This window comes from Martinezella calliandrae, from assembly GCF_030272695.1.
Taxonomy (GTDB): domain Bacteria; phylum Pseudomonadota; class Alphaproteobacteria; order Rhizobiales; family Rhizobiaceae; genus Rhizobium; species Rhizobium calliandrae.
Map to the genome: position 1 here is coordinate 38,644 of NZ_JARFYN010000006.1, position 23,153 is coordinate 61,796.

Here is a 23,153-nt window from a genome sequence, read left to right on the forward strand (position 1 = left end):
CCTCACTTTGCCGGCGCGGCAGCGGCCGCGCGGGCAAGATTGGTTTCGTATTGCGTTTTGCCCGAGAGATATTGCTTCGGCCAGGGGATCGAGGTCAGGCCGATCTTGGCGGCTTCGTGCAGAGACCAGGCAGGGTCGGCCAGATGCGCGCGGGCGACGGCGCAGAGATCGGCTCGGCCGGCGGCGATGATCGAATTGGCGTGGTCCGCCTCCGAGATCGCGCCGACGGCTATGGTCGGAATGCCGATCTCATTGCGGATCTTGTCGGAGAACGGCGTCTGGAATAGGCGACCATAGACCGGCTTTTCCTCCTTCGACACCTGTCCGGATGAGCAATCGATCAAGTCGGCGCCGGCGTCCTTGAACATGGCCGCGAAGATTGCGGCATCCTCCGGCGTGTTGCCGCCGTCCGTCCAGTCATGGCAGGAAAGACGGACGGACATGGGCTTGTAATCCGGCCAGATCGCACGCATGGCCCGGAAGACCTCCAAGGGGTAACGGGCGCGGTTTTCGTGGCTGCCGCCGTATTCGTCATCGCGCAAATTGGTGAGCGGCGACAAGAAGCTCGACAGGAGATAGCCGTGGGCGCAATGCAGCTCCAGCCAATCGGCACCGGTGGTAATTGCGAGCTCGGTCGCGCGGATGAAATCGGCCTTGACGCGATCCATGTCGGCACGGTCCATGGCCTTCGGGACCTGACTGTCCTTGAGATAGGGGACGGCGGAGGCTGAGATCAGCGGCCATTCGCCTTCGGCAACCGGCTGATCGATGCCTTCCCAAGCGACCTTCGTCGCGCCCTTGCGGCCGGCATGACCGAGCTGGATGCCGACCTTGGCGGCGCTGTTTGTGTGTACGAATTCGACAAGCCGCCTCCATTGTGCCGCCTGTTCTTCGTTCCAAAGACCAAGGCAGCCGGGCGTAATGCGGGCATCCGGCGTGACGCAGGTCATTTCTGCAAATACCAGGCCGGCACCGCCGAGCGCGCGAGAACCGAGATGGATGATGTGGAAATCGTTCATCACGCCGTTTTCCGCCGAATACATCGCCATCGGAGAAACGACGATGCGGTTGACGAGCGTCACGTCGCGCAACTGATAGGGCGTGAACATCGGCGGCAGGCAGCGGTCGTTGCCGACAGCAAGGCCGGACTTCTTTGCGAACCAGCGCTCGTAGCCTTCGAGCCAGTTTTTATCGCGCAGGCGAAGGTTCTCGTGGCTAATGCGCTGCGAGCGGGTCAACATCGAGTACATGAACTGCTCGGGTTCCAGCGTGTCGGCATAACGCCGCCCGACCACTTCGAACCATTCCATGGCGTTGCGCGCCGCATTCTGGATACGGGCGACGTCGACGCGGCGGATCTCCTCATAGGTCTCAAGGACTGCCGGTATCTTGTCCTTGCTGTGCCCGTGAAGCTGGAACTGCCGCGTCAGTTCGATGGCGTCGTCAATGGCGAGCTTGGTGCCGGAACCGATAGCAAAATGAGCGGTGTGGGCTGCATCGCCCATCAGCACGACGTGCGAATTGCCGTTGAAATGGCTCCACTTGCCGCAGATCAGCCGGTTGAAATTCAACCAGGCCGAGCCGCGGAGATGGCGAGCATTGGTCATCAGTGCGGCGCCGTCGAGCACTTCCGAGAACAGGTTTTCGCAAAATGAGATCGAGCCGTCCTGATCCATCTTGTCGAGGCCGTGGGCAAGGTAGGCTTCCTCGGTCGTCTCGACGATGAAGGTCGAGGTCTTGTCGTCGAACTTGTAGATATGCGCCTGGAACCAGCCGTGCTCGCTCTTGCGGAAATCGAAGGTGAAGGCGTCGTAGAGCTTATTGGTGCCGAGCCAGATATAACGGTTCGGCCGCGTGATCATGTCCGGCTGGAAGACTTCGGGATAGTGGTTGCGAATCCGTGAGTTCAGGCCATCCGAGCCAATAATCAGGTCCGCGTCCGGAAAATCGAGATGGGACGTGACATCGGTTTCGAAAATCAGTTCGACGCCAAGAGCCTCGCAGCGCTTCTGCAGGATATTCAAGAGTTTCTTGCGGCCAATGCCAACGAAGCCGTGACCGGAAGTGCGCTGGCGCGTGCCCTTGAACCACACTTCGATATCGTCCCAATGGTTGAAGGCATCTTCGATTTCGGCGGCGCTTTCAAGATCCCATTGGCGCATCGACACCATGGTGGCATCGGAGAAGACCACGCCCCAGCCGAAAGTGTCATAGGGGCGGTTGCGCTCGACAACCTTGATGGAATGCTCGGGATGCAGCTTCTTCATCAGAAGCCCGAAATAGAGCCCCGCGGGGCCGCCGCCGATGCAGACGATTTTCATCGCTTATTCCTCCTGTGACACCGAAGTGGGGGTCACTCGAATTATTTAAGTTTAAAATATCTTGTCGCTGCTATTCGTCAAGAGTTGTCTTGCGGAAGTCTCGGCACTGAAAACGATCCCGATGGCGCGATGGGATCAAAATATGCTTTTAAATCAATGCGAAGTGAATATTGTTTTATGCTTAAAATTTCTTGCTTGAAGATTTGCATCTTCGGTGCAATCATTTTCCGCAATGCTACACATGCCACCGGGAGATCGGCGTGGGTTGGCGAATTGGGTCGAGAGGAATGCGGGAGCGAACTATGCTTGGACCGACCGGTCATACCGATACATTCACGCGCGACAACCTGCCGTCGGTGGGGGAATGGCCGGAAATTTTGCTGGACGGGTTCAACTATCCCGAATGGTTGAATGCGGGTGTCGAACTCAGTGACCGCATGGTCGAGCGCGGTTTCGGCGATCACGTGGCGCTGATCGGCAATGGCCGCCGCCGTACTTACAAGGAACTGGCGGACTGGACCAATCGCATCGCTCATGCGCTCGTCGAGAATTTCGGTATCAAGCCCGGCAATCGCGTTCTGATCCGCTCGGGCAATAATCCGGCGATGATCGCCTGCTGGCTGGCAGTGACCAAGGTGGGCGCCGTGGCGGTCAATACCATGCCGATGCTCAGAGTGGGCGAGCTTTCTAAGATCATCGACAAGGCGCAAATCTCCTTCGCGCTCTGCGACACAAGGCTGCTGGAAGAACTGGTTGCGGCTGCGAAGGACAGCCGGTTTCTGAGGCAGGTCGTCGGCTTTGACGGCACCGCCAATCACGATGCCGAACTTGACCGTATCGCCCTCAACAAGCCGGTGCGCTTCGAGGCAGCCAAGACAGGGCGGGACGATGTGGCGCTGCTCGGCTTCACCTCGGGGTCGACGGGCGTTCCCAAGGCCACGATGCATTTCCATCGGGATATCCTCATCATCGCCGATGCCTATGCCAAGGAAGTCCTGCAGGTGACGCCGGAGGATGTTTTCATCGGCTCGCCGCCGATCGCCTTTACCTTCGGGCTTGGCGGCCTCGTCGTCTTCCCGCTGCGCTTCGGGGCATCGACGGCGCTATTGGAAAACGCCTCACCGAAGAACATGGTCGAGATCATTCAGGAATACGGCGCGACGATCAGTTTCACCGCACCGACCGCCTACCGCGCCATGCTGGCCGCGATGGAGGAGGGGGCAGATCTTTCCTCGCTGCGGATTGCAGTTTCCGCCGGCGAGACGCTGCCGGGGCCGATCTTCGAAGAGTGGACCCGAAAGACCGGCAAGCCGATCCTAGACGGTATCGGCTCGACCGAGCTGCTGCATATCTTCATCTCCAATCGGGTTGACGACGCGAGGCCCAATTGCACTGGCAAGCCGCTCGCCGGCTATGAGGCGTGCGTCGTGGACGACGATATGAACGAAGTTCCGCGCGGCGCGATCGGCAAGCTTGCTGTTCGCGGCCCGATCGGTTGCCGCTATCTCGCCGATCACCGTCAGGTCGATTATGTGAGAGATGGCTGGAACCTGACCGGGGACAGCTTCATCGAGGATGAAGACGGCTATTTTCATTTCGCCGCGCGCTCCGACGATATCATTCTGTCGGCCGGATACAATATTGCCGGGCCGGAAGTGGAGGCGGCGCTTCTATCGCATGCCGACGTGCTGGAATGCGCCGTCATCGGCAAGCCGGACGAGGATCGTGGCCATATCGTTCAGGCGCATGTGGTACTGAAGCCCGGCATCATGGGCTCGGATTTGTTGGCAAAGACGCTGCAGGATCACGTCAAAGCAGTGATCGCGCCCTACAAATATCCCCGGTCGATCCTCTTCGTGGACGCTTTGCCGAAAACTGAATCGGGCAAGATACAGCGCTTCCGCCTGCGTAGCTAAAGATACCGTCAGGCGACGTTTTCCTGCCTCGTCTCACTTGCCCGGCTCTTTCGGATTCCAAAGCAGCGTTTCGGCACCTTTTTCATAAGCCATGCCCTTGGGATAGCTGATGGCCTCGAATTGCAAACCCCATGGTGCCTGGAAGTAAAGGATGGAATGGCCAGCTGCCGGGCCATCGGTGATTGGCAACATCCCTAGCCGCGTTTCAATGTTCTTGCTGTCCAGATAAGCCTTGGCCGCATCAATATCGTCAACGTAGAGCGAGATATGAAACGCACCGATGTCGCTGTTCTTCTGCTTGAGGTCCCGCTGATCGGGTGCTGAATATTCGAACAATTCGATGTTCGATCCGAAGCCGCACCGCACTTGTGTTATCTGTTTTATTTCAGCTTTGGGGTCGACACCGAGCAGATCGGTCATGAACGTTCCCTTATCACCAGCAAACGGTCCGAATGACATTATGACTTGGCAGCCGAGTACATTCTCGAAGAAATCGATCGCTTGCTTCATATCTGGCACCGTAAGCCCCGTATGGTCGTGACCACGAAGACCGGGCAGCCCGGCGATTTTAGTCACTGCTGACACAGGGTATTTCATAGTGACTCTCCATTTTTTATGCCGCTCTTGTTGCCCTCTCGCTGGTACCTGCGGCTCAGGTGCCAGCTTTGCGCCCCCTTCGGGTGACGATTCAAGCTCCGGACGCTTCCGCCATCAGGCTCTCGCGGCCGAGCCACTTCGGGTCGATTTCCGGTAGCGGAATGGCGTCTAGCAGCATGCGGGTATAACTGGCGGCGGGCGCCGCAAAGACACGCTCGCAGTCGCCTTCTTCCACTACTCGGCCCTGGCGCATCACATAGACGCGGTCGCAAACGGCGCGAATGACGGAGAGGTCGTGGCTGATGAAGGCCATGGAGAGGCCCAGATCGCGGGAAAGCTCCTTCAGCAAGTTTAGCACCTGCGCCTGTGTCGAGACATCGAGGCCCGAGACGATTTCGTCGGCAAGCACGAAGTCCGGCTCCAGGAGGGCTGCGCGGGCGATGCCGATGCGTTGGCGCTGGCCGCCGGAAAGTTCATGCGGATTGCGGTCGAGACAGGCATGCGGCAGCGTCACCCGGTCGAGGATCGCGTCGATCCGGCGCTCGGCAGCCTGCCGGTCTGTTGCCAGCCCATGCAGCAGCAGCGGTTCGACCAGGATGCGGCGGATCGTATGGCGCGGATTGAGCGAGGCCATCGGGTCCTGGAAAATCATCTGCATGCGCCGGCGCAGCGGCCGCATCTCCGTGTCCGACATATGGGTGATGTCCTTGCCATCGAAATGGATCGTGCCGGTCGAGAGGTCGATCAGCCGCAGCAGCGCCCGCCCAAGCGTCGTCTTGCCGGAGCCGCTTTCGCCGACGATGCCGACGGTTTCGCCGCGGCGGATTTCGATATCGACGCTGTGCAGCGCCTTAATGCCAACGCCAGGCGGGCCAAACAGATGGCGTTTTGCGCCGTAGGTGACGTCGATGCCTTTTGCGGAAAGGAGGATGTCGGACTGACTCATCTTCCGCCCTCCCGAATGCCGATTTCACGGCGCAATTGTTCAAAGACCGTTTGCGGCACCGGCGTCAGCCCGGCGTCGGGCCGGTCATAGCGCGGGCCGGCGGCGATGAGGGATTTCGTATAAATGTGTTGGGGGTTGCCGAGCACGTCGGCTGTGCGGCCTTCCTCAATGACTTTGCCGGCATAAAGCAGGGTGACGGTATCGCAGATCTGCGCGACGACACCGAGATCGTGGGTGACGAATATGACGGCGGTGCGGTGCGCCTCCTGCAGGCCGCGGATCAGCCGCAGGATCTGTTTCTGCACTGTGACGTCGAGGGCCGTGGTCGGCTCGTCGGCGACCACCAGCTTCGGCTCCAGCGCGAAGGCGGCGGCAATCAATATGCGCTGGCGCATGCCGCCGGAGAGTTCGTGCGGATAGGCGCGCATTACGCGTTCGGGATCGTGGATATGGACTTCCTCCAGCAATTTCAGAGCCCGCAGCCTGGCATCGTGCCAGGACAGTCCGCGCTTCAGCCGCAAGCCGTCAGTCAATTGCGCTTCGATGCGGCGGCCGGGATTGAGCGCGGTCTGCGGGTCCTGTGGGATCAGGGAAATCTCGTTGCCCATGATGTCGCGAAGGTCCTTTGCGGGCAGCTTCAGCAGATCACGGCTTTCGAACAGAATGGAGCCGCTGGTAACGCGCACGGTGTGCGGCAGGATGCCGAGCAGGGCCTTGGCGATCGTGGATTTGCCCGCGCCGCTTTCCCCGACTAGGCCGCGCACTTCGCCGCGCTCCAATGCCAGCGCAATGTCCCGCAGGATCGGTGCGCCGTTGTCGCGGTCAGATACAGCGCTCAGCGCTTTGATGGAAAGAAGCGGTTCGGTCATCGGCGCATCACCGGATCGAGGGCGCGACGCAGGCCGTCGCCGAGTTGGTTGAAGGCGAGCACCGTTGCGAAGAGGGCGATGAGTGGCACGACAAGTACCCACCAACCGTCATAGATGATCTGCCGTCCTTGGGCGATCATGCCGCCCCAGGTCGGCGTATCCGAAGAAACCGACAGGCCAACGAAGGAAAGGATTGCTTCGACAATGACGGCGATGCCCATTTCCAAGCTGACGAGAGCGATCAGCACCGGTGCGACATTCGGAAGGATTTCGCTGAACAGGATTTTTGCGCGCGAGAAGCCGATCGTGCGAGCGGCGGTGACATAGTCCATCTGGGCCTGGGCCTGCGTTTCAGAGCGTATGACCCGGCAGAAGCGTGTCCAGTCGATGATGACGATGGCCGCGATGACCGAATGCACGCCGGAACCGAAAACGGCGACCAGCAGGATCGACAGCAATACCGGTGGAAAGGCCATCCAGATATCGACGAGGCGGGAGATCAGCTTGTCGATCCAGCCGCCATACCAGCCGGCCAAGAGGCCAAGCAGCGTCCCGATCAGCGCTGCCAACCCCGCCGCGACGAAGGCGACGGTCAGAGCGATGCGTGTACCGAAGATGGCGCGAGACAGCACATCGCGACCGAGGTCGTCCGTGCCAAGAAGAAAGCTCGGATTGGAACCGTCGAGCCAGACAGGAGGCAGGGTGCCGGACATCAGGTCTTGCTCCAGCGGATCTCTCGGCGCGATATAGGGAGCGAAGATCGCCAGAATGATCAGGACCAGGATGAAGCCGCCGCCGAAGATCACCTTCGGCTCCGACAGCAGCGCGTGTCGCCGTCTGGCGGTGCGAGACGGTGGTTTGGCGGAGGCAGTCGCGTCGACATCACCCATGGGCGAGCCTCGGGTTGAAGGCGGCCACGAGTAGGTCGACAGCCAGATTGATGAGAATGAAAAGGGCGCCAAAGACCAGCACAAGGCCTTGGATCAGCGGCAGGTCGCGATTGATGACGGCGTCGATCGCCATGTTGCCAATGCCGGGATAGGCGAAGATGCGCTCGACGATGACGGTGCCGCCTATCAGGAAGGTGAATTGCACGCCCGTGAGCGCGATTGTCGGGCCGACGGCGTTGCGGAGCGCTTCTTGCAGCACCAGGCGCAGGTCAGACATGCCTTTGAGCTTGGCGAGCAAGATATAGTCCTGCACCATTGCTTCCGAAAGCGTTGCCTTAAGCACACGGGCGATAATGGCGGCGAGCGGCAGGCCGAGCGCCAGCACCGGCATGACCATGTGGGCGGCGATATCGGCGAAGATTTCGAAGCGGAGGGTCACCAGGCTTTCGACGAGAAAGAAGGGCGTCGTAAATTGCGCGTCGACGGCTGGGTCGATGCGGCCGGATAGCGGGAAGAGTGGAAAGAGAACGCCGAGGACCAGCACGAGGGCGAGCGCCCAGACGAAATCCGGCACGGCGAGAAACAGACCGTTGAGGCTGTCGATTACCGGCTCGATCGGCGTGCGTCGGGCAAGCGTGCCTATAACCGCCACTGTAGCGCCGAGCAGAACGGCAAGAACGAGGGCCGCCAAGGCAAGCTCCAGCGTTGCCGGCAGACGCTCGCCGAGCAAGGAGAGGACCTCGCGCTTCAAAGAGATCGAGGTGCCAAAATCTCCTGATAGAACCGATTTGAGCCAGATGCCGAACTGCACCGGAAGGCTGGCATCAAGGCCGTAATGAGCACGGAGCGCGGCGATGTCGGCGGGCGTTGCGCCCGGCGATATCATCATCGCAATCGGATCGCCCGGCACGACGCGCAGCAGCACAAAGACGATCAACGCCACGCCGAACAGCGTCACTGCGGCCATGATCAGGCGATTGAGAATGGAGACTGCTAACATCCGTTGTGAATTCCGATCGCATTCGCCGTCCGCCGGCGGAGAACCCAAGGCCCTCATCCGGCCTGTCGGCCACCTTCTCCCCGTAGTGACTGGGAGAAGGGGTAAAGAGGCAGTTACAGCCTACGCCTAACGACGTGTTCGCGCGAGGGAACAAAGATCGTTCCCTCTTCCCGGCAAAGGGGAGAGGGCTAGGGTGAGGGGCAAAGCCTCAAGTGCGGAGCCGAGATCAAGCCTTCGACACCAGTGTCGGCTGCAGCGCACCCGACACGTTCGGCGTCACCTTCAGGCTCGACTTATAGACGATCGGCTGGACATATTGCAGCAGCGGGATCACGTAGCCCTGCTCTGCGATATATTTGATCGCCGCTTTCCAGCCGGCAATGCGCTTGGCCTCGTCCTTTTCCACCCAGAGCGGTCCCAGCATGTCGTCGACGTCCTTGGTCTTCCAGGCCGAGTGCGGCGAAGGGCCGAACATGGCGAAGCCGGTGGAGGTCGTGGGATCGCCGATGGCATTGCCCCAGTTGTAGAAAGCGGCTGGGCCGAGTTGATGGGCGGCGCGCAGCTCGTAGTGCTTGGCGATCTCGTAGACTTCGATGTCCGCGTCGATGCCGACCTTGCGCCACATGCCGACGATCGCCTGGATCATCTCGTAATCCTTCGGCTTGAAGCCGCGGGTCGTCTTGATGCTGAACTTCACCGGCTTTTCCGGCGAATAGCCGCTGGCGGCCAGGAGCTTTCTGGCCTGCTCCGGATCGTAGGGGATTTTGATGGAGGCGTCGTATGCCTCGTATTCCGGCGCTTCAAGCGTCGAAAGCGGCTTGCCGTAGCCACGCAGCAGGCGCTTGATGATCGCTTCCTTGTCGATCGCCATATTGGCGGCGAGGCGGACGTTCTTGTCCAGCATCGGATCGACGTTGGTGATGAAGATCATGCCGATATCGGAGATGGGCGTGGCGACGCCGGCAAGGCCGGATTTCTTCTTCAGGCGGTCGAAATCCTCGTAGGGAATTTCGAGCGTCACATCCGACGAGCCCGATTCGATTTCCGCTACCCGGCTCGTGGTATCCGGCACGAATTTGAAGATGACCGTGTCGAAGGCGGGCTTGCCGCCAAAATATTTGGGATTGGCCTTCAGCCGCAGGTAGGAATTGCCCTCATAGGCGTCGACCATGTACGGGCCGGTGCCGACGGGCTTCTTTTCGAAACCTTCCGCTCCGACCTTGCTGTAGTAGTCCTTCGGCAGGACATAGCCCGTCAAGAAGGCCATCCACTTGAAGTAAGTCGGCTCGAAGCGGACGACATCGCCGGTGATGCGATTGCCTTCCACCTTATAATTGTTGGCCGTCGACCAGATGAACTGGATCGGGTTGCCGGTCTCCTGCTTGGCGGCGCGCTCCAGCGACCAGACGATGTCGTCTGGCGTGAATTTGGAGCCATCGTGCCAGGTGACGCCTTCGCGGACATCCATCCAGACCTTGGTCTTGTCGTCATTCCAACCCCAGGCGGTAAGCAATCCCGGTTGGAATTTCAGATCCGGGCCCTGGCCGATATATTGGTCGAAGACCGAGCGATAGATCGCCTGGATCGTCGGATTGACCGCCGATGGACCGGTGGTCGGGTCGAAAGAGGGCAAATTGACGTTGAAGGCGATGGTTAGCGTGCCGGCTTCAGCGGCTTCGACGCTCGTCCTGCCCGCGAGAACCCCAGTAATGAAAGCAGCTGCGCCGAAGCTCAATGCCTCGCGCCGAGTAAGCGTTGTCATGGTCACTCCGTTCCCCTGTTAAGCGGTAGAAAAGCATGAAGCCCGCCTACCACTGGCGATTTATTGTCGGAATGTTTTAATCTTAAAATAAGGCTTTTGAACCGGCAAGCGCTTTCTCTGGGCATTTCGCAGATTTCGCGGCGAGCTTGCAGATGGCGGTCCCGAGGAAGGCGCCTATAATTTATGCATACGCATATATGTACGTTCGTCATTTATGACCCAGGATGGTATTTTCCCAGGCCTCAACCTGTATATGTCTCGGGCTTTTATATGGATTGCGGAGTTTCTGATTTGTTCATTGACAGTCGGACGAGGTTCAAAATATGATTTTGCAAATGATTTAAGAACAAGCCCGACAGGGCAAAGGGGTAACTTCGATGGCCGAACGGTCGTTTGCGCGCGAAGTCGAGGATCTGAAGCTCGGGGAGGGCGACACCTTCCGCGGCGAGGGCATTCTCGCGATCACCAAAGCGTTGTTGCAATCCGGCGTTTCCTATGTCGGCGGTTATCAGGGATCGCCGATTTCCCATCTCATGGACGTACTGGCCGATGCCAAGGATGTCATGGAAGACCTGGGCGTCCATTTCGAGACCTCGGCCTCGGAGGCAGCCGCTGCCGCCATGCTGTCGGCCTCTGTCATGTATCCAGTACGCGGCGCCGTCACCTGGAAATCGACGGCTGGCACCAACGTTGCCTCCGATGCGCTCTCCAACCTGTCCTCCGGCGGCGTTACCGGCGGCGCGCTGATCATCATCGGCGAAGACTATGGCGAAGGCTCCTCGATCATGCAGGAGCGCAGCCATGCCTATGCTATGAAATCGCAGATGTGGCTGCTCAATCCGCGTCCGAACCTGCCGTCGATCGTGCAGGCGGTCGAGGAGGGGTTCGAACTGTCGGAAGCCTCCAATACGCCGGTCATGCTGCAGGTAGGCATTCGCAGCTGCCATGTTCACGGCCAGTTCGAGGCCAAGGACAACAAGCGGCCGAAATACACGCTCAAGCAGGCGTTGGAAAATCCGGTGCGCGACGTCAACCGCATCGTGCTGCCGCCGGCCTCCTTCCTTCATGAGAAGGAGAAGCTGGAGAAGCGCTGGCCGGCCGCCGTCGAGTTCATCAAGAAGCGCCAGCTCAACGAATATTTCGGTCCGTCCGAAGGCGACGTCGGCGTCATCCTGCTGGGCGGCATGTATAACGGCGTCATGCGCGCCCTGCAGCAGCTCGGCCTTGCCGATGTCTACGGCAACTCCGTCGTCCCGCTCTATATCCTCAATGTCGCCTATCCGCTGGTCGACGATCAGATGGCTGAGTTCTGCGCGAGCAAGAAGGCCGTGCTGATGGTCGAGGAGGGGGCGCCGGAATATATCGAGCAATCGCTCAACACCATCCTGCGTCGCCGCGACATCCAAACCAAGGTTTCGGGCAAAGACGTGCTGCCGATGGGTGGCGAATATACCCCGCCGGTGCTGACGAAGGGCATCAAGGCCTTCCTCGAGGCGCATCAGCGCGTGTTGCTCGGCAACCAGCCGCCATTGCCGGACCCGACGCCTGTTCTCGACGACCCGAAAGTCAAGGCGCTGACTGAAGTCGTGCCGCCGCGCCCGCCGGGCTTCTGCATCGGCTGTCCCGAAAGACCAATCTTTGCGGCGATGAAGTTGGTCGAAAACGAACTCGGCCAACATCACATCTCCGGCGACATCGGCTGCCACCTGTTCTCGATCCTGCCACCGTTCAACATCGGTAGCACGACGATGGGCTATGGCCTCGGCCCCGCCGCCGCTTCCGCCTTCAATGTCGCCGCCGACAAGCGCGCCATCTCCGTGATGGGCGATGGCGGCTTCTGGCATAACGGGCTGGCGACCTCAGTCGGCAATGCCATCTTCAACAAGCAAGACGGCGTCATCCTCGTCGTCGACAATTACTACTCGGCTGCAACCGGCGGGCAGGATATCCCGTCCTCGCGTGCATTGAACCCGCGCCGCAAGACCAACAATTCCATTGTCAACGCCGTCAAGGGCATCGGCGCCACCTGGGTTCGCCAGATCGATCGGACCTATGATGTCGGCAAGATGCGCGACACTTTGCGCGAGGCGCTGACCTCGAAGGAGTCCGGCCCCAAGATCATCGTCGCCTCTTCGGAATGCATGCTGAACAAGCAGCGGCGCGTGAAGCCGCAGTTCGCCAAGGCGGTGAAGGACGGCCAACGCATGGTCAAGGAGCGCTTCGGCGTCGATGAGGATGTGTGCACCGGCGATCACGCCTGCATCCGTCTTTCCGGCTGTCCGTCGCTGTCGGTCAAACATACCGACGATCCGCTGAAGGACGATCCGGTGGCGGCGGTCGACAATAATTGCGTCGGCTGCGGCAATTGCGGCGAGGTAGCGGAGGCGGCGGTTCTCTGTCCCTCCTTCTATCGCGCCGATATCATCCACAATCCCACTGGCTGGGATCGCTTCCTTGCCCGCACGCGCGCCGCCGTCATCGGCTGGCTGCAGGCCCGCCGCCAAGCTGGCCGCATCGTTTTTGCGGATTGAGGGATCGATATGAACGAGCATGTCAGCATGACCGATATCGGCACCCAACGTCTGTCGACCGACAAGCCGCTGTCACTGGCCATCCTCGCGATGGGTGGGCAGGGCGGCGGTGTCTTGGCCGACTGGATCGTCGGCCTTGCCGAAGCCGAAGGCTGGATGGCGCAGACCACCTCTGTTCCCGGCGTCGCGCAACGCACCGGCGCCACGATTTACTATATCGAGATGCTGCCGGCGCGCGATGGGCATGCGCCGATCTTCTCGCTGATGCCGACGCCGGGCGATGTCGATGTCGTTATGGCCGCCGAGCTGATGGAAGCCGGCCGATCTGTGCTGCGCGGCCTGGTGACGCCCGACAAGACCGTTCTGATCGCCTCGACGCACCGTTCTTTCGCCGTCGGCGAAAAGGAAAAGCCTGGAGATGGCATCGGCAATCCGGAAGTGGTGGTCGACGCTACGGATTTTGCCGCCAAGCGCACCATCGCCTTCGACATGGAGACATTGGCCGTCAAGAACGGCAGTGTGATTTCCGCCTCGATGTTCGGTGCACTCGCGGCCTCGGGGGCGCTGCCTTTCGCCAAGCAGGCCTTTGAAGCGATGATTCGCGCCGGCGGCAAAGGCATCGAACCCAGCCTCAGGGCTTTCAATGCCGCCTTCGATCGCGCCAAGGACAAGCCGCGCGATGCTGTTTCTGCTACGCCACCGAAACACTTCGATGCCCTGCCGGAAATGGCCGGTCATCCGGCACTTGATCGTCTGGTCCGACGCATCCGCGCCGAGTTTCCAGAGGAAGCACGGCCGCTACTGTTTGCCGGCGTCAAGAAGCTCACGGATTACCAGGACCCGGCCTATGCCGATGAGTACCTGACCCGCGTTGCGGCACTCCACGCGCTCGATCGCAAAGCAGGTGGCGCGGCCAAGGATTTTGCTTTTACTGTGCAGGCGGCGAAATATACCGCAGTCGCCATGGCCTATGATGATGTCATCCGCGTCGCCGATCTGAAGGTGCGCGCCTCGCGCTTCGAGCGTGTGCGTAAGGAAGTCGGCGCCAAGGACGACCAGATCGTCTATATGACCGAATATATGCATCCGCGCATGGAAGAGGTCTGCGGCACGTTGCCGAAAGGCTTCGGCCTCTGGATCGAGAGCCGGCCCAAGCTCTTCGAGCGTCTCGATCGCATCGTCAACAAGGGCCGCCGGGTGCAGACGGGCACGCTCTTCTGGTTCCTCGGCCTATATTTCGTCTCAGCTCTGCGTCGGACCCGCCGCGGCACGTTGCGCCATATGCGTGAGGTCGAGCATCGCGAAACCTGGCTTGCTGCCGCGACCAGCCTGCTCGGTACGAATTACGGCCTCGCCGTCGAGGTGCTGAACAACCGTCGTCTGGTCAAGGGCTATTCCGATACATATGCACGCGGTCTTTCCAAGTTCGATCGGGTGATGTCTGCGCTGTCGATGCTGAGCGATCGTGATGATGGGGCAGCATGGATGCGTCGGTTGAGACAGGCGGCGCTTTTGGATGAGAAGGGTATGGCGCTGGATGGGGCGCTAAAGACGGTTGCAACATTATAGAATTCTCTTTGCAGCATGGCATTCAGGGCATTTGACGAACCGGAAATATCTGCCTGACGCATTCGACGCTCGTTGCGGGACGCGACAATTGCGGACAGTCTTGCGGCTTTCTGGTAGCCTGCGCGAAAGCGTGAAATTGCACAGGACAATCCGGATATTTGCTCCTCAGTGACGTCGATCCCTCAAATCTCATGCTTGCGGATATTGTGCAGAACCTTGTGCAGCGTCGAGATGAACGCCCGGTATTCCGTCTCTTCGACCCCATCGAACATCTGCAGAAACAGATCGTACATGGTCGGCCAGACCTTTTCGAAGGCGGCGCGGCCTTCTTCGGTAATGGAGACGTCGCGGATGCGCATGTCCTCGATGCGAGGCTGACGGCGGATGAAGCCCTGCTGCTCCAGGGAATCCAGCGTGCGGCTCATCGTCGATTGTTCGGTGACGGCAAAGACGGAGAGCTCGTTGATGGTGACCGAGGAAGAGACGCTGAGGACGGCGAGCGCGCGCATCTTCGCGGTCGTCATGTCATATTCGCGTAGCTCTTCCGACATGTTGACGTTCCAGCGGGCCATCAGCCGGTTCATCAGATAGGGGGCGAAGTGGTTGAGCCCTATTTCGCCCATGGTCGGACGCGTCTCGGTGTTCTCCTGGCTGCGCCGCCTTAAAACCGTGCCTGAAAACCGCTCCTCCATTGGACGATATCTCCCTGTGGAACCTTATTATTTTAACGATGATGCAAGCAGGAAACCCGAGCCTCCACCGAGCCCCGGGCCGGGATGCACCGAAGCACCAATATGGTATAAGCCTTCGACATGGGTGCGGTGGTTAACAGACGACTTGAAGGGGCGCCAGAGGAAAAACTGGTCTATGCCGCAATAGCCGCCATAGGGGTCGCCACCGACGAGGTTCACGTTCATGGCTTCGAGATCGGCCGGTGAGTAGCAGCGCCGGGCGAGCTTTATTCCCGAGAAATTCTCGATATGGCTTGCGAGCAACGACTCTATGCGATCGGCGTAGCGCTCGCGGACCTCTTCCGTCCAGCGGCCGTCGGCCGGTGTTGCGATTTCGTCCGCAGCATCGCCTTTGATATGCCGCGGCGCTTCGGGAAGCTGTAGCCAGAGGATCGATTTGCCTTCTGGCGCACGGCTAGGATCGAAAGAGGCGGGCTGGCCAACGCAGACCGTCGGTTCAGCCGGCAACAGGCCTCGTTCGCATTCATTGGCGGCGCGCGAAACGCCGTCGAGACCGGGCGTCAAATGAAGAAGCGCGACCTTGCCAAGCTCCGCGTCGGCCTTCCAGCGCGGCGGTTCGGACAGGGCGTAGTGGATCTGCATGTTGCCCTTGCCATAACGATAGCGGGCAACGCTGGCCTTGATGTCGGCCGGAAGCGTCGTCTGCCAGTCCTTCATCAGCCGCTCGTAGAGCTGATTCGGCGTCACCGAACAGATAACGCCGGCATTGGCCTTCAGCGTTTCGCCATTGACGAGCTTGACGCCGCCGGCCCGTCCGCCGGGACCGGGGGTGATGCTTTCGACATCGGCGCCGATGCGGATCTCGCCGCCATTGTCGGTGATTAGCCGTTCGAAGGCTGTCAGCAGCGCACCCGCGCCGCCTTTGACAATGGGCGCACCGGCGAGTTCCAGAGCAAAGCCGATGACCTTCAGCATCTCAGCTGAATAGGCGCTTTCTGGCCCAAGGCCGCAATGCAGCACCCAGGGCGCCCAGAGCGCGTGAATATCTTCGGAACGATAGGTGGTTTCGAGGTAGCCGCGGGCCGGTGTCAGGGCATTGCCGAACCAAGCGGCGAGCTTGCGCAGGCCGCGGCTCCACCCTTGCCTGGCGAGTGTCTTCAAGGTCTGGCTCGACCACAGCGCGCCGCCGAGCAACGAAAACAGGAAGGGGGCATCGGCGCCGAGCGCATCCATCTCACGCAGAAACGTCTGGCCGTCCCCGAGCGACAGCTCATCGAAGGTGGCGATGTTGCGGCGCCGGTCTTTCGAGAAGATGACGTGCGAGCCGTCCGGCCTCAGCACGCCGGTCGGCAGAACCGCGTGAGCGAATTCGAGGCCGCGGGCCTCCAGATCCTTGCCGATGGCACTATAGGTAGGCGAGGTCAGGAACAGCACCATCGTCGTCGCCATGACATCATGGATGAAGCCGGGTTCGGTGATCTCCTCACTGCGCAGGCAACCGCCGATGCAGTCGTTGCGCTCGAGGACGAGCACCTTGCGGCCCTTCTTGCCCAGCATGGCGGCCGCGACGAGCGCGTTGATGCCGCTGCCGACGATAATGTAGTCATGGTCGCTCATGCCGCCGCCCTGGGCAAAGAGGAATGCAAGAAAGGGTCAAAGCGTCCCCGCGCTTTGACCCTTTTCAGTTCGTCAGGCAATCAAGGCCAGGGCGCGCACCGGGGAGCCCGTACCCTTGACGAACTTCAGCGGTGCGGCAATCAGTACCGCGCCCTTGGCCGGAAGCTGATCGAGGTTGGAGAGGCTGGCGAGGCCGTAGCGGTTGTTCTTGTGCATCAGGTTGTGGGCCGGGAAGGGCGGGTTCATGCCGCCGGCGGAGCCGGCGTCGGTGCCGATCGTCTCCGAGCCCCAGCCGATGATGCCCTTGGTCAGCAGATATTCGATCGCTTCAGCCGTCGGACCTGGCGAATGCGGGCCGGTTTCGTCGGCGTTGAGGAAGGTTTCGGTTGAGCCGTTGCGCTTGTACCAGTCGGTGCGCAGCAGCACCCAGGTGCCGGCTTCGATTGCGCCGTGCTCGGCTTCCCATTCCTTGATGCTATCGACCGTCAACAGATAGTCGGGATTGGCGGCAGCTTCCTTCGAGCGGTCGATAACATTGACCGGCGCGACGAAGTTCTGCGGCGGGATAGTGTCGGTCGTATTGTTGGGATTGTCCTTGCCGGTGATCCAATGGCAGGGCGCATCGAAATGTGTGCCGGTGTGCTCGCCAAGTTCCAGCCAGTTCCAGGCCCAGAAGGGGCCGTCCTGGTTATATTCGGAAATCTGGTGCACTTTGACCGACGGCGTGTTCTTGCCGAATTGCGGCGGCAGGTAGAGCACTGGCGTTTCGGGGCCGAGCGGCGCTGTCAGGTCGACGACCTTGATGGAGCCCGAAACGAGGGCCGTGGCTAGGCTGGCAAGAGTATTGGTGGTCATGTTGGGTTCCCCTTGGTTTGACGTGGCCCTGTCCGAAAAACCCTATTGGGATCTTCGATTGAGTTCGAAGGCCGTTACCGTCGAGCGAACAGCGCGATTCCCCACATCGCGAAGCTGTGCAGCGGCGACTGGATGAGGGCGAGCCTATGTCACAATATATGATAATGCAAGCATTCCGCCGGTGTCCTCAGGGTCAAAAATGGCACATGCCATCCACCCTATCCAACTCATGCAATTCCGGGAAAATAAAGGCTATTTATGCGCTATTTTCCGACGAAAACGACATCTGGTTGTGGCCCATATATGCGGATTTTCTGCCGCAGGTACTTGAAGCTTAAAGATCAAAATGTATGCATGTGGCAATAATAATCACGATATATGGGGGATCAATCAATGAGTTATGATGCGATCATTGTCGGCGCCGGTCACAATGGCCTTGCAGCGGCGGTGCATCTGGCGGCGAAGGGCTGGAAGGTCGCCGTCATCGAGGGCAATGCCGAACCGGGTGGTGCGGCGAAAACCCGCGAAGTGACGCTGCCGGGTTTTCGGCATGACCTCTGCGCCATGAACCTCTCGATGTTCGCCGGCTCTGCGTTTTTCGCTGCCTACAAGAATGAGCTGACCGCCGCGGGCCTCGGCTTCGTGCCGGCCGCCGATTGTTTTGCCAGCGTCTTCCGCGACAACACCCATCTCGGCGTTAGCACCGATCTGGAAAAGACCACGGGCGCGATCGCCGATATCTCTCCGCAGGATGCTGCGGCCTGGCGCGCCATGCTGTCGGACTTCGGCGCGGATGCGCCGCATATTTTTGGCCTGCTCGGTGCGCCGATGCCATCGGTGGCAGCGGCAAAAGTCGTCTGGAAAGCCTGGCGGGCAAAGGGGACCGGCTGGCTCTATGAAACCGCGCGCATGCTGTTTGCTTCGCCGCGCGATTTTCTGGATGCGCGGTTCCAAAACGCCAAGCTCAAGACGATGATGGCCGCCTGGGGACTGCATCTCGATTTCGCACCGGATGTCGCAGGCGGCGCGCTGTTTCCCTATCTTGAATCGATGGCCAACCAAGCCTTCGGCATGGTGATTGGGAAGGGGGGCGCAGATACGATCGTCAAGGCGATGGTCGGCGTGCTCGAAGCTAAAGGTGGCGAGCTGATGCTCGGCATGCGCGTCGACAAGATCATCACAGCCAGCGGCAAGGCGACCGGCGTATTGTTGGCCGATGGACGCCGTTATGAAGCCAAGCGTGCTGTCATTGCCAATGTCCATCCGCAGATCCTGTTTGGAAAGCTTCTCAATCAGGATGCCTCGCGTCAGGAGTTCGACCGTAGGATTGCGCGCTTCCGCGCCGGTCCCGGCACGATGATGATCCATCTGGCGCTCTCCGGCCTACCGGATTGGACAGCAGGCAAGGAGCTCAAGACTTTCGCCTATGTCCACATCGCGCCGGACATGGAGATGATGTCGCGCGTCTATGCAGAGGCCATGGGCGGATTGTTGCCGGCCGAGCCGGCATTGGTGGTCGGTCAACCAACGGCAATCGATCCGTCGCGTGCGCCGGATGGCCAGCATGTACTCTGGGTGCAGGTGCGTGTCCTGCCGGCCGAGTTCAGTCGCGACGCTGCCGGCGAGATCAACGGGCGGGATTGGGACGAGGTAAAGGATGCCTATGCCGAGCGCGTGCTCGACATTATCGAGCGCTACGCACCGGGCCTGCGCGGCAAGATTTTGGGCCGGTCGGTCTTTTCACCTGCCGATCTTGAGCGTGAAAATCCCAATCTGATCGGTGGCGACAATCTATCCGGCAGCCACCATCTCGACCAGAATTTTCTGTTTCGCCCTGTTGCCGGCTATTCGCGCTACAAGACACCCGTGGGTTCGCTCTACATGTGCGGCGCTTCTACCTGGCCGGGTGCAGGCACGGGCGCCGGTTCCGGTTTCTTGCTGGGGAAAATGCTGGCGAAGTGAACCTTTTCGGGCCTGATGCGTAAACCTTTGACATTTGAAATATAGCTCCGTAGACCGTTCACATATGAAGTTGCAACGCGGTAATTTGAGCTGACATGATGGCTGAGTCCGAGAGTGGAACCGTCGATCTGGAAATCATCGTCCAGGGGACGCAAGAGGGCAAAAAGCAAGAGCTGCGGCTCTGGCTGCGCATGCTATCGACGACAAAGTTGATATCACAGGAAATCCGCCGCCGCCTGCGCAACGAATTCGGCGCGACGCTGCCGCAATTCGACCTGATGGCGCAGCTTTATCGCGAACGCGATGGTTTGCGGCTCGGTGAACTTTCCAAACGCACGATGGTTACCAACGGCAATGTGACGGGACTGGTGGAGCGCCTGGAAACGGACGGCCTGGTGCTGCGCGAGACGCCCGACGGCGACCGGCGTGTAACCGTTGCCAAGCTATCAAAGAAGGGCGAGGAACTCTTCGCGGCCATGGCCGCCGCCCATGAGGGCTGGTTGCGAGACATGATGGGCGACGTCGATCCTGCCATCATCGCCGAACTCTGGAGAGATATCGGCGGGGTGAAGTCGTCCGTGAACAATCACCTTTCGGGCGCTGCATTCGATTGATGGCGGCGGCTGAAGCGGTTCAGTTTTCACGGTTGCGCAGGACCACTCCATCTTTGTGTTGCCTGGCAGTTCCGGACGGAAAACCGCGGAGCGCTTCTCCTGGAGTTGCTTTAGTGCGCCTTCTCGCTCTTGAATTTCTTCTCTAGCACGCTCACCAGGCGCACCATCGGCCAGAGAAGGATGATGTAAATCAGGGCGGCCATGATCAGCGGCGAGGGGTTCGCATAGAAGCCCTGCGCATTCTGTCCCTCTTTCAAAAGCTCCGGTAGCGCCACCGTCGAGGCGAGCGAGGTATCCTTGAACATCGAAACGCAGTTGCTGGTGGTCGGCGGAATGACAATGCGGATCGCTTGCGGCAACACGACCTTGTAGAGCGTTATCAGGAAGGGAATGCCAAGCGCGGCAGCCGCCTCGAACTGGCCGCGCGGCACGCTCTCGATGCCTGACCGGAAGACTTCCGCTGAATAGGCGGCAAGCACGATGGAGAACCCCAGGATCGCAGACCACCAGGCGGAGAAGCTGATGCCGACAAATGGAAGAGCGTAGTAGATCAGGATCAGCACCACCAGCATCGGCATGGCGCGCATGATGTCGATATAGGCGACCATCAGCAGCTGGAACGGCTTGGGCGCATAGAGGCGGATGAGGCTGACGACGAGGCCGCCCAAAACACCGATGACGATGCTGACAACGCCCAGCGCCAGGGTCATCCAGAGACCATGCAGCAATTGAGGGAAGGCCGAAATCATGACGTCGGAGTTGAAGAAGGTATCGACGAGCGACATTGGCACTCCCATTAGGCGAAACAAGATGAAGGTCTATTATCACAATTGCGCCGGCCGCGACGGCCGGCGACAGAATTTGATCCAGGAAATGATCTTTTGATCACGCCTTCGGGATAGGCATTTCGGTCACGGTGGAGGAGCCGGCGGGAGCCTTGCTGCCGAACCACTTTTCGTGGATCTTTTCCAGCGTGCCGTCTTTCTTCATCGCGGTGATGGCATCATTGATCTTGGCGACAAGCGGCGAGTCCTTGGTCATCATCAGGCCGTATTGTTCGCCGGTCTTGATGCGGTCCTTGATGGCAAACCCCTTCGTCTTGATGAAGAGATACTGCATGCCGGGGATATCGCTGACGACCGCGTCGATGCGGCCGGCGCCGAGATCGAGGAACATATCCTGCTGCGAGTTGTAGCCCTTGACGTCGGCGAAACCTTGCGCGGCCTTGTTGTCGTTGGCCCATTTTTCGCCAGTCGATCCGGAGAGTACGCCGACGACCGCGCCCTTGAGATCAGCGAGCGACTTGATCGAGCTGCTTTCCTTGGCGGCAACGCCCATGTCGGAATCATAGAAGGGCTGTGTAAAGGATTGCGACTTCAAACGTTCAGGCGTGATGGTAATGGATGAGATCGCCACGTCGATGCGCTTGGAGCTCGTTGCCGCGAACAGCGCCTGGAAGCCATAGTCAGCGATGTTGGTCGTCATGCCGGCGCGCTTGGCTGCTTCGTTGACGACATCGACTTCGAAGCCTTCGAAGCCGCCATTGGCGGTCTTGTATTCGAAGGGCGGGTTGTTCGGATAGGAACCGACATTCAGCACGTCGGCGGCATAGGCGAAGTGACTTCCGCCGGCCATGCCGACGACGGTCGCAAGGACCAGTAGATTACGACGGGTAAAGTTCATGTGGTTTGTCTCCCTCTGGTTATGACCGCGGGCGCCTCGTGCCTGCGGGTATTGCCGGTCCGCGGCTCATCGCGGGCCGTCATCTCATGGCGTCGACCATGCGGTCGAGCGCGATGCGCATTTCTTCTGTATCGCGGAATGTGCACATGCGCAGGAATGCGCGCGATGATTCCCCGAAATGATAGCCGGGCGCCAGGCCAACGCGCGCTGTTTCCAGAATGCGCTCGCAAACGGCGGTAGCATCGGCTTCGCCCTTAAGCGTGAAAAAAGCATACATGCCGCCGCGCGGTTTTTCCGGAAGGATGATACCAGGTATCTGCGGCAGTTTTTCGTAAGCGAGATCAAGGCCGGCCTTGATTCTAGCACGGATTTCGGCAATCAGCGGTTCGCCATCGCGCATGGCGGCGGCGGCACCCGCCTGAATCATCGCGGACGTGCCGCTGTTGACATATTGCGTCATCGCGCCGAGCTGATCGGCAATTTCAGATGGGTGCGTGAGCCAGCCGATGCGCCAACCGGTCATTGCCCAGGCCTTGGAGAAGCTGTTGACGGCGATCACCCGGTCGCCATCTTCGGCCACCTGGAGGATCGACGGTGCGATCTCGCCGTCGAAATAGAGACGGGCATAGACCTCGTCGGAAATGACCCAGATGCCAGTGCGCCGGCTGAAATCGAGCAACGCCTGTAATTCCTCGCGCGTCGCGGTCCACCCGGTCGGGTTGGCCGGCGTCGACAGGAAAATGGCGCGGGTGCGCGCATCGCAACGAGCAAAGAGCTTGTCGAGGTCGAGCCGCCAATCCGTGTCGAAATCCAGCGAGACGGCGCGCGGCTCACCGCCGATCAGATGGATGGCATTGTGAATGTTCGGCCATTGCGGCGCGACGTAGACGACATTGGTGCCGACATCGACCAGCAGCTCCAACGCCATATAGAGGGCTTGCATGCCACCGGGCGCGACCGTGGTGCGCTCGACCGGGATTGGGCGGCCGTGCCATTGGGTCTGGTAGTCGGACAGGGCCTCGTTGAGCGCCGGCAGGCCACGCATGTTCGGAACATAGAAGGTCTGACCGTCGTCGAGCGCCTTTTTGGCGGCGTCGCGGATGAAGGCAGGCGTCACCATATCGCCCTCGCCGAACCATAGCGGGATGACGCCGCCGAGCTCACGGGCTTTCTTGGCAAGTACGGCGATATTATCGGTGCGCAGGTCACGGATCTGGGCGCGGATGCCCTCGAAGGCGTTGCGGCTATGTGTCTTCTCGGACAAGCTGTGCGGTGGCAAAAGAGACAAAGAATTTTCCCTGGAAGCCTGATGTCAAAGGGGCGTTCCGT

General features: G+C 60.1%; 18 protein-coding genes. 5 read left to right on the forward strand and 13 right to left on the reverse strand.

Going from position 1 to position 23,153, the window contains the following annotated elements; translation table 11 throughout:
* Nucleotides 1-2 precede the first annotated feature (2 nt).
* On the reverse strand, nt 3-2,321 hold the full coding sequence (locus PY650_RS06170; RefSeq protein ID WP_285878166.1) for a bifunctional salicylyl-CoA 5-hydroxylase/oxidoreductase: 2,319 nt from the start codon (nt 2,319-2,321) through the stop codon (nt 3-5).
* Between the two features lie 302 nt (nt 2,322-2,623).
* Between PY650_RS06170 and PY650_RS06175 the strand changes: the two genes are divergently transcribed.
* Complete coding sequence (locus tag PY650_RS06175; protein WP_285878167.1) at nt 2,624-4,237, forward strand: AMP-binding protein; 1,614 nt, start codon at nt 2,624-2,626, stop codon at nt 4,235-4,237.
* A 33-nt stretch (nt 4,238-4,270) separates the two neighbouring features.
* Here PY650_RS06175 and PY650_RS06180 read toward each other — a convergent pair whose 3' ends face one another.
* From PY650_RS06180 to PY650_RS06205, 6 genes are all read right to left on the reverse strand, one after another.
* Nucleotides 4,271-4,834, reverse strand: a complete 564-nt coding sequence (locus PY650_RS06180) for a VOC family protein (RefSeq protein ID WP_285878168.1) — start codon at nt 4,832-4,834, stop codon at nt 4,271-4,273.
* 91 nt (nt 4,835-4,925) lie between these two features.
* Nucleotides 4,926-5,780 carry an ATP-binding cassette domain-containing protein gene (locus PY650_RS06185; protein ID WP_285878169.1) on the reverse strand — a complete coding sequence of 285 codons (855 nt, stop codon included), beginning with the start codon at nt 5,778-5,780 and terminating at the stop codon, nt 4,926-4,928.
* Nucleotides 5,777-6,649, reverse strand: coding sequence for an ABC transporter ATP-binding protein (locus tag PY650_RS06190; protein WP_285878170.1), 873 nt, complete (start codon nt 6,647-6,649; stop codon nt 5,777-5,779). The genes PY650_RS06185 and PY650_RS06190 overlap by 4 nt, the downstream gene beginning before the upstream one ends.
* Complete coding sequence (locus tag PY650_RS06195) at nt 6,646-7,539, reverse strand: ABC transporter permease (protein WP_285878171.1); 894 nt, start codon at nt 7,537-7,539, stop codon at nt 6,646-6,648. The genes PY650_RS06190 and PY650_RS06195 overlap by 4 nt, the downstream gene beginning before the upstream one ends.
* Nucleotides 7,532-8,539: an ABC transporter permease gene (locus tag PY650_RS06200; protein ID WP_285878173.1), complete on the reverse strand. Its 1,008-nt coding sequence runs from the start codon at nt 8,537-8,539 to the stop codon at nt 7,532-7,534. Before PY650_RS06200 ends, PY650_RS06195 begins: the two co-directional genes overlap by 8 nt.
* Nucleotides 8,540-8,765: 226 nt before the next feature.
* On the reverse strand, nt 8,766-10,301 hold the full coding sequence (locus tag PY650_RS06205; RefSeq protein WP_285878174.1) for an ABC transporter substrate-binding protein: 1,536 nt from the start codon (nt 10,299-10,301) through the stop codon (nt 8,766-8,768).
* Between the two features lie 377 nt (nt 10,302-10,678).
* Between PY650_RS06205 and PY650_RS06210 the strand changes: the two genes are divergently transcribed.
* Both PY650_RS06210 and PY650_RS06215 read left to right on the forward strand, forming a co-directional pair.
* The gene (locus PY650_RS06210; RefSeq protein WP_285878175.1) at nt 10,679-12,832 is read left to right on the forward strand and encodes a thiamine pyrophosphate-dependent enzyme; all 2,154 of its coding nucleotides are present in this window, start codon (nt 10,679-10,681) and stop codon (nt 12,830-12,832) included.
* Nucleotides 12,833-12,841: 9 nt separating this feature from the next.
* Nucleotides 12,842-14,401 carry an indolepyruvate oxidoreductase subunit beta family protein gene (locus tag PY650_RS06215; protein WP_285878176.1) on the forward strand — a complete coding sequence of 520 codons (1,560 nt, stop codon included), beginning with the start codon at nt 12,842-12,844 and terminating at the stop codon, nt 14,399-14,401.
* A 182-nt stretch (nt 14,402-14,583) separates the two neighbouring features.
* On the opposite strand, the gene PY650_RS06220 is transcribed toward PY650_RS06215, so the two are convergent.
* The 3 genes from PY650_RS06220 to PY650_RS06230 all read right to left on the reverse strand — a co-directional run bounded on the left by PY650_RS06220 (nt 14,584) and on the right by PY650_RS06230 (nt 17,565).
* A complete protein-coding gene (locus PY650_RS06220) occupies nt 14,584-15,093 on the reverse strand; it encodes a MarR family winged helix-turn-helix transcriptional regulator (RefSeq protein WP_285878177.1) in 510 nt (169 codons plus the stop codon).
* A gap of 27 nt (nt 15,094-15,120) precedes the next feature.
* Nucleotides 15,121-16,710: a phytoene desaturase family protein gene (locus PY650_RS06225; protein WP_285878178.1), complete on the reverse strand. Its 1,590-nt coding sequence runs from the start codon at nt 16,708-16,710 to the stop codon at nt 15,121-15,123.
* 72 nt (nt 16,711-16,782) lie between these two features.
* Entirely contained in the window at nt 16,783-17,565 is a 783-nt protein-coding gene (locus tag PY650_RS06230; protein ID WP_285878179.1) for a cyclase family protein, read from the reverse strand.
* Between the two features lie 393 nt (nt 17,566-17,958).
* Between PY650_RS06230 and PY650_RS06235 the strand changes: the two genes are divergently transcribed.
* Together PY650_RS06235 and PY650_RS06240 are read left to right on the forward strand one after the other, a co-directional pair.
* Nucleotides 17,959-19,527, forward strand: a complete 1,569-nt coding sequence (locus PY650_RS06235; RefSeq protein ID WP_285878180.1) for a phytoene desaturase family protein — start codon at nt 17,959-17,961, stop codon at nt 19,525-19,527.
* 98 nt (nt 19,528-19,625) lie between these two features.
* Nucleotides 19,626-20,141: a MarR family winged helix-turn-helix transcriptional regulator gene (locus PY650_RS06240; RefSeq protein ID WP_285878308.1), complete on the forward strand. Its 516-nt coding sequence runs from the start codon at nt 19,626-19,628 to the stop codon at nt 20,139-20,141.
* Nucleotides 20,142-20,251: 110 nt separating this feature from the next.
* On the opposite strand, the gene PY650_RS06245 is transcribed toward PY650_RS06240, so the two are convergent.
* The 3 genes from PY650_RS06245 to PY650_RS06255 form a co-directional block, all read right to left on the reverse strand.
* Nucleotides 20,252-20,926: an amino acid ABC transporter permease gene (locus PY650_RS06245; protein ID WP_285878182.1), complete on the reverse strand. Its 675-nt coding sequence runs from the start codon at nt 20,924-20,926 to the stop codon at nt 20,252-20,254.
* Nucleotides 20,927-21,026: 100 nt separating this feature from the next.
* Nucleotides 21,027-21,824: an ABC transporter substrate-binding protein gene (locus PY650_RS06250; protein WP_285878183.1), complete on the reverse strand. Its 798-nt coding sequence runs from the start codon at nt 21,822-21,824 to the stop codon at nt 21,027-21,029.
* A 79-nt stretch (nt 21,825-21,903) separates the two neighbouring features.
* The gene (locus PY650_RS06255; protein ID WP_285878184.1) at nt 21,904-23,112 is read right to left on the reverse strand and encodes a pyridoxal phosphate-dependent aminotransferase; all 1,209 of its coding nucleotides are present in this window, start codon (nt 23,110-23,112) and stop codon (nt 21,904-21,906) included.
* Nucleotides 23,113-23,153: the final 41 nt, after the last annotated feature.

Bases quoted from the DNA above. Each gene is read 5' to 3' on its own strand.
- PY650_RS06230 (WP_285878179.1), bottom strand. From the start codon at position 17,565: ATGACCACCAATACTCTTGCCAGCCTAGCCACGGCCCTCGTTTCGGGC.
- PY650_RS06200 (WP_285878173.1), bottom strand. From the start codon at position 8,539: ATGTTAGCAGTCTCCATTCTCAATCGCCTGATCATGGCCGCAGTGACG.
- PY650_RS06220 (WP_285878177.1), bottom strand. From the start codon at position 15,093: ATGGAGGAGCGGTTTTCAGGCACGGTTTTAAGGCGGCGCAGCCAGGAG.
- PY650_RS06225 (WP_285878178.1), bottom strand. From the start codon at position 16,710: ATGAGCGACCATGACTACATTATCGTCGGCAGCGGCATCAACGCGCTC.
- PY650_RS06205 (WP_285878174.1), bottom strand. From the start codon at position 10,301: ATGACAACGCTTACTCGGCGCGAGGCATTGAGCTTCGGCGCAGCTGCT.
- PY650_RS06235 (WP_285878180.1), top strand. From the start codon at position 17,959: ATGAGTTATGATGCGATCATTGTCGGCGCCGGTCACAATGGCCTTGCA.
- PY650_RS06195 (WP_285878171.1), bottom strand. From the start codon at position 7,539: ATGGGTGATGTCGACGCGACTGCCTCCGCCAAACCACCGTCTCGCACC.
- PY650_RS06245 (WP_285878182.1), bottom strand. From the start codon at position 20,926: ATGTCGCTCGTCGATACCTTCTTCAACTCCGACGTCATGATTTCGGCC.
- PY650_RS06175 (WP_285878167.1), top strand. From the start codon at position 2,624: ATGCTTGGACCGACCGGTCATACCGATACATTCACGCGCGACAACCTG.
- PY650_RS06240 (WP_285878308.1), top strand. From the start codon at position 19,626: ATGGCTGAGTCCGAGAGTGGAACCGTCGATCTGGAAATCATCGTCCAG.
- PY650_RS06210 (WP_285878175.1), top strand. From the start codon at position 10,679: ATGGCCGAACGGTCGTTTGCGCGCGAAGTCGAGGATCTGAAGCTCGGG.
- PY650_RS06180 (WP_285878168.1), bottom strand. From the start codon at position 4,834: ATGAAATACCCTGTGTCAGCAGTGACTAAAATCGCCGGGCTGCCCGGT.
- PY650_RS06190 (WP_285878170.1), bottom strand. From the start codon at position 6,649: ATGACCGAACCGCTTCTTTCCATCAAAGCGCTGAGCGCTGTATCTGAC.
- PY650_RS06185 (WP_285878169.1), bottom strand. From the start codon at position 5,780: ATGAGTCAGTCCGACATCCTCCTTTCCGCAAAAGGCATCGACGTCACC.
- PY650_RS06170 (WP_285878166.1), bottom strand. From the start codon at position 2,321: ATGAAAATCGTCTGCATCGGCGGCGGCCCCGCGGGGCTCTATTTCGGG.
- PY650_RS06250 (WP_285878183.1), bottom strand. From the start codon at position 21,824: ATGAACTTTACCCGTCGTAATCTACTGGTCCTTGCGACCGTCGTCGGC.
- PY650_RS06215 (WP_285878176.1), top strand. From the start codon at position 12,842: ATGAACGAGCATGTCAGCATGACCGATATCGGCACCCAACGTCTGTCG.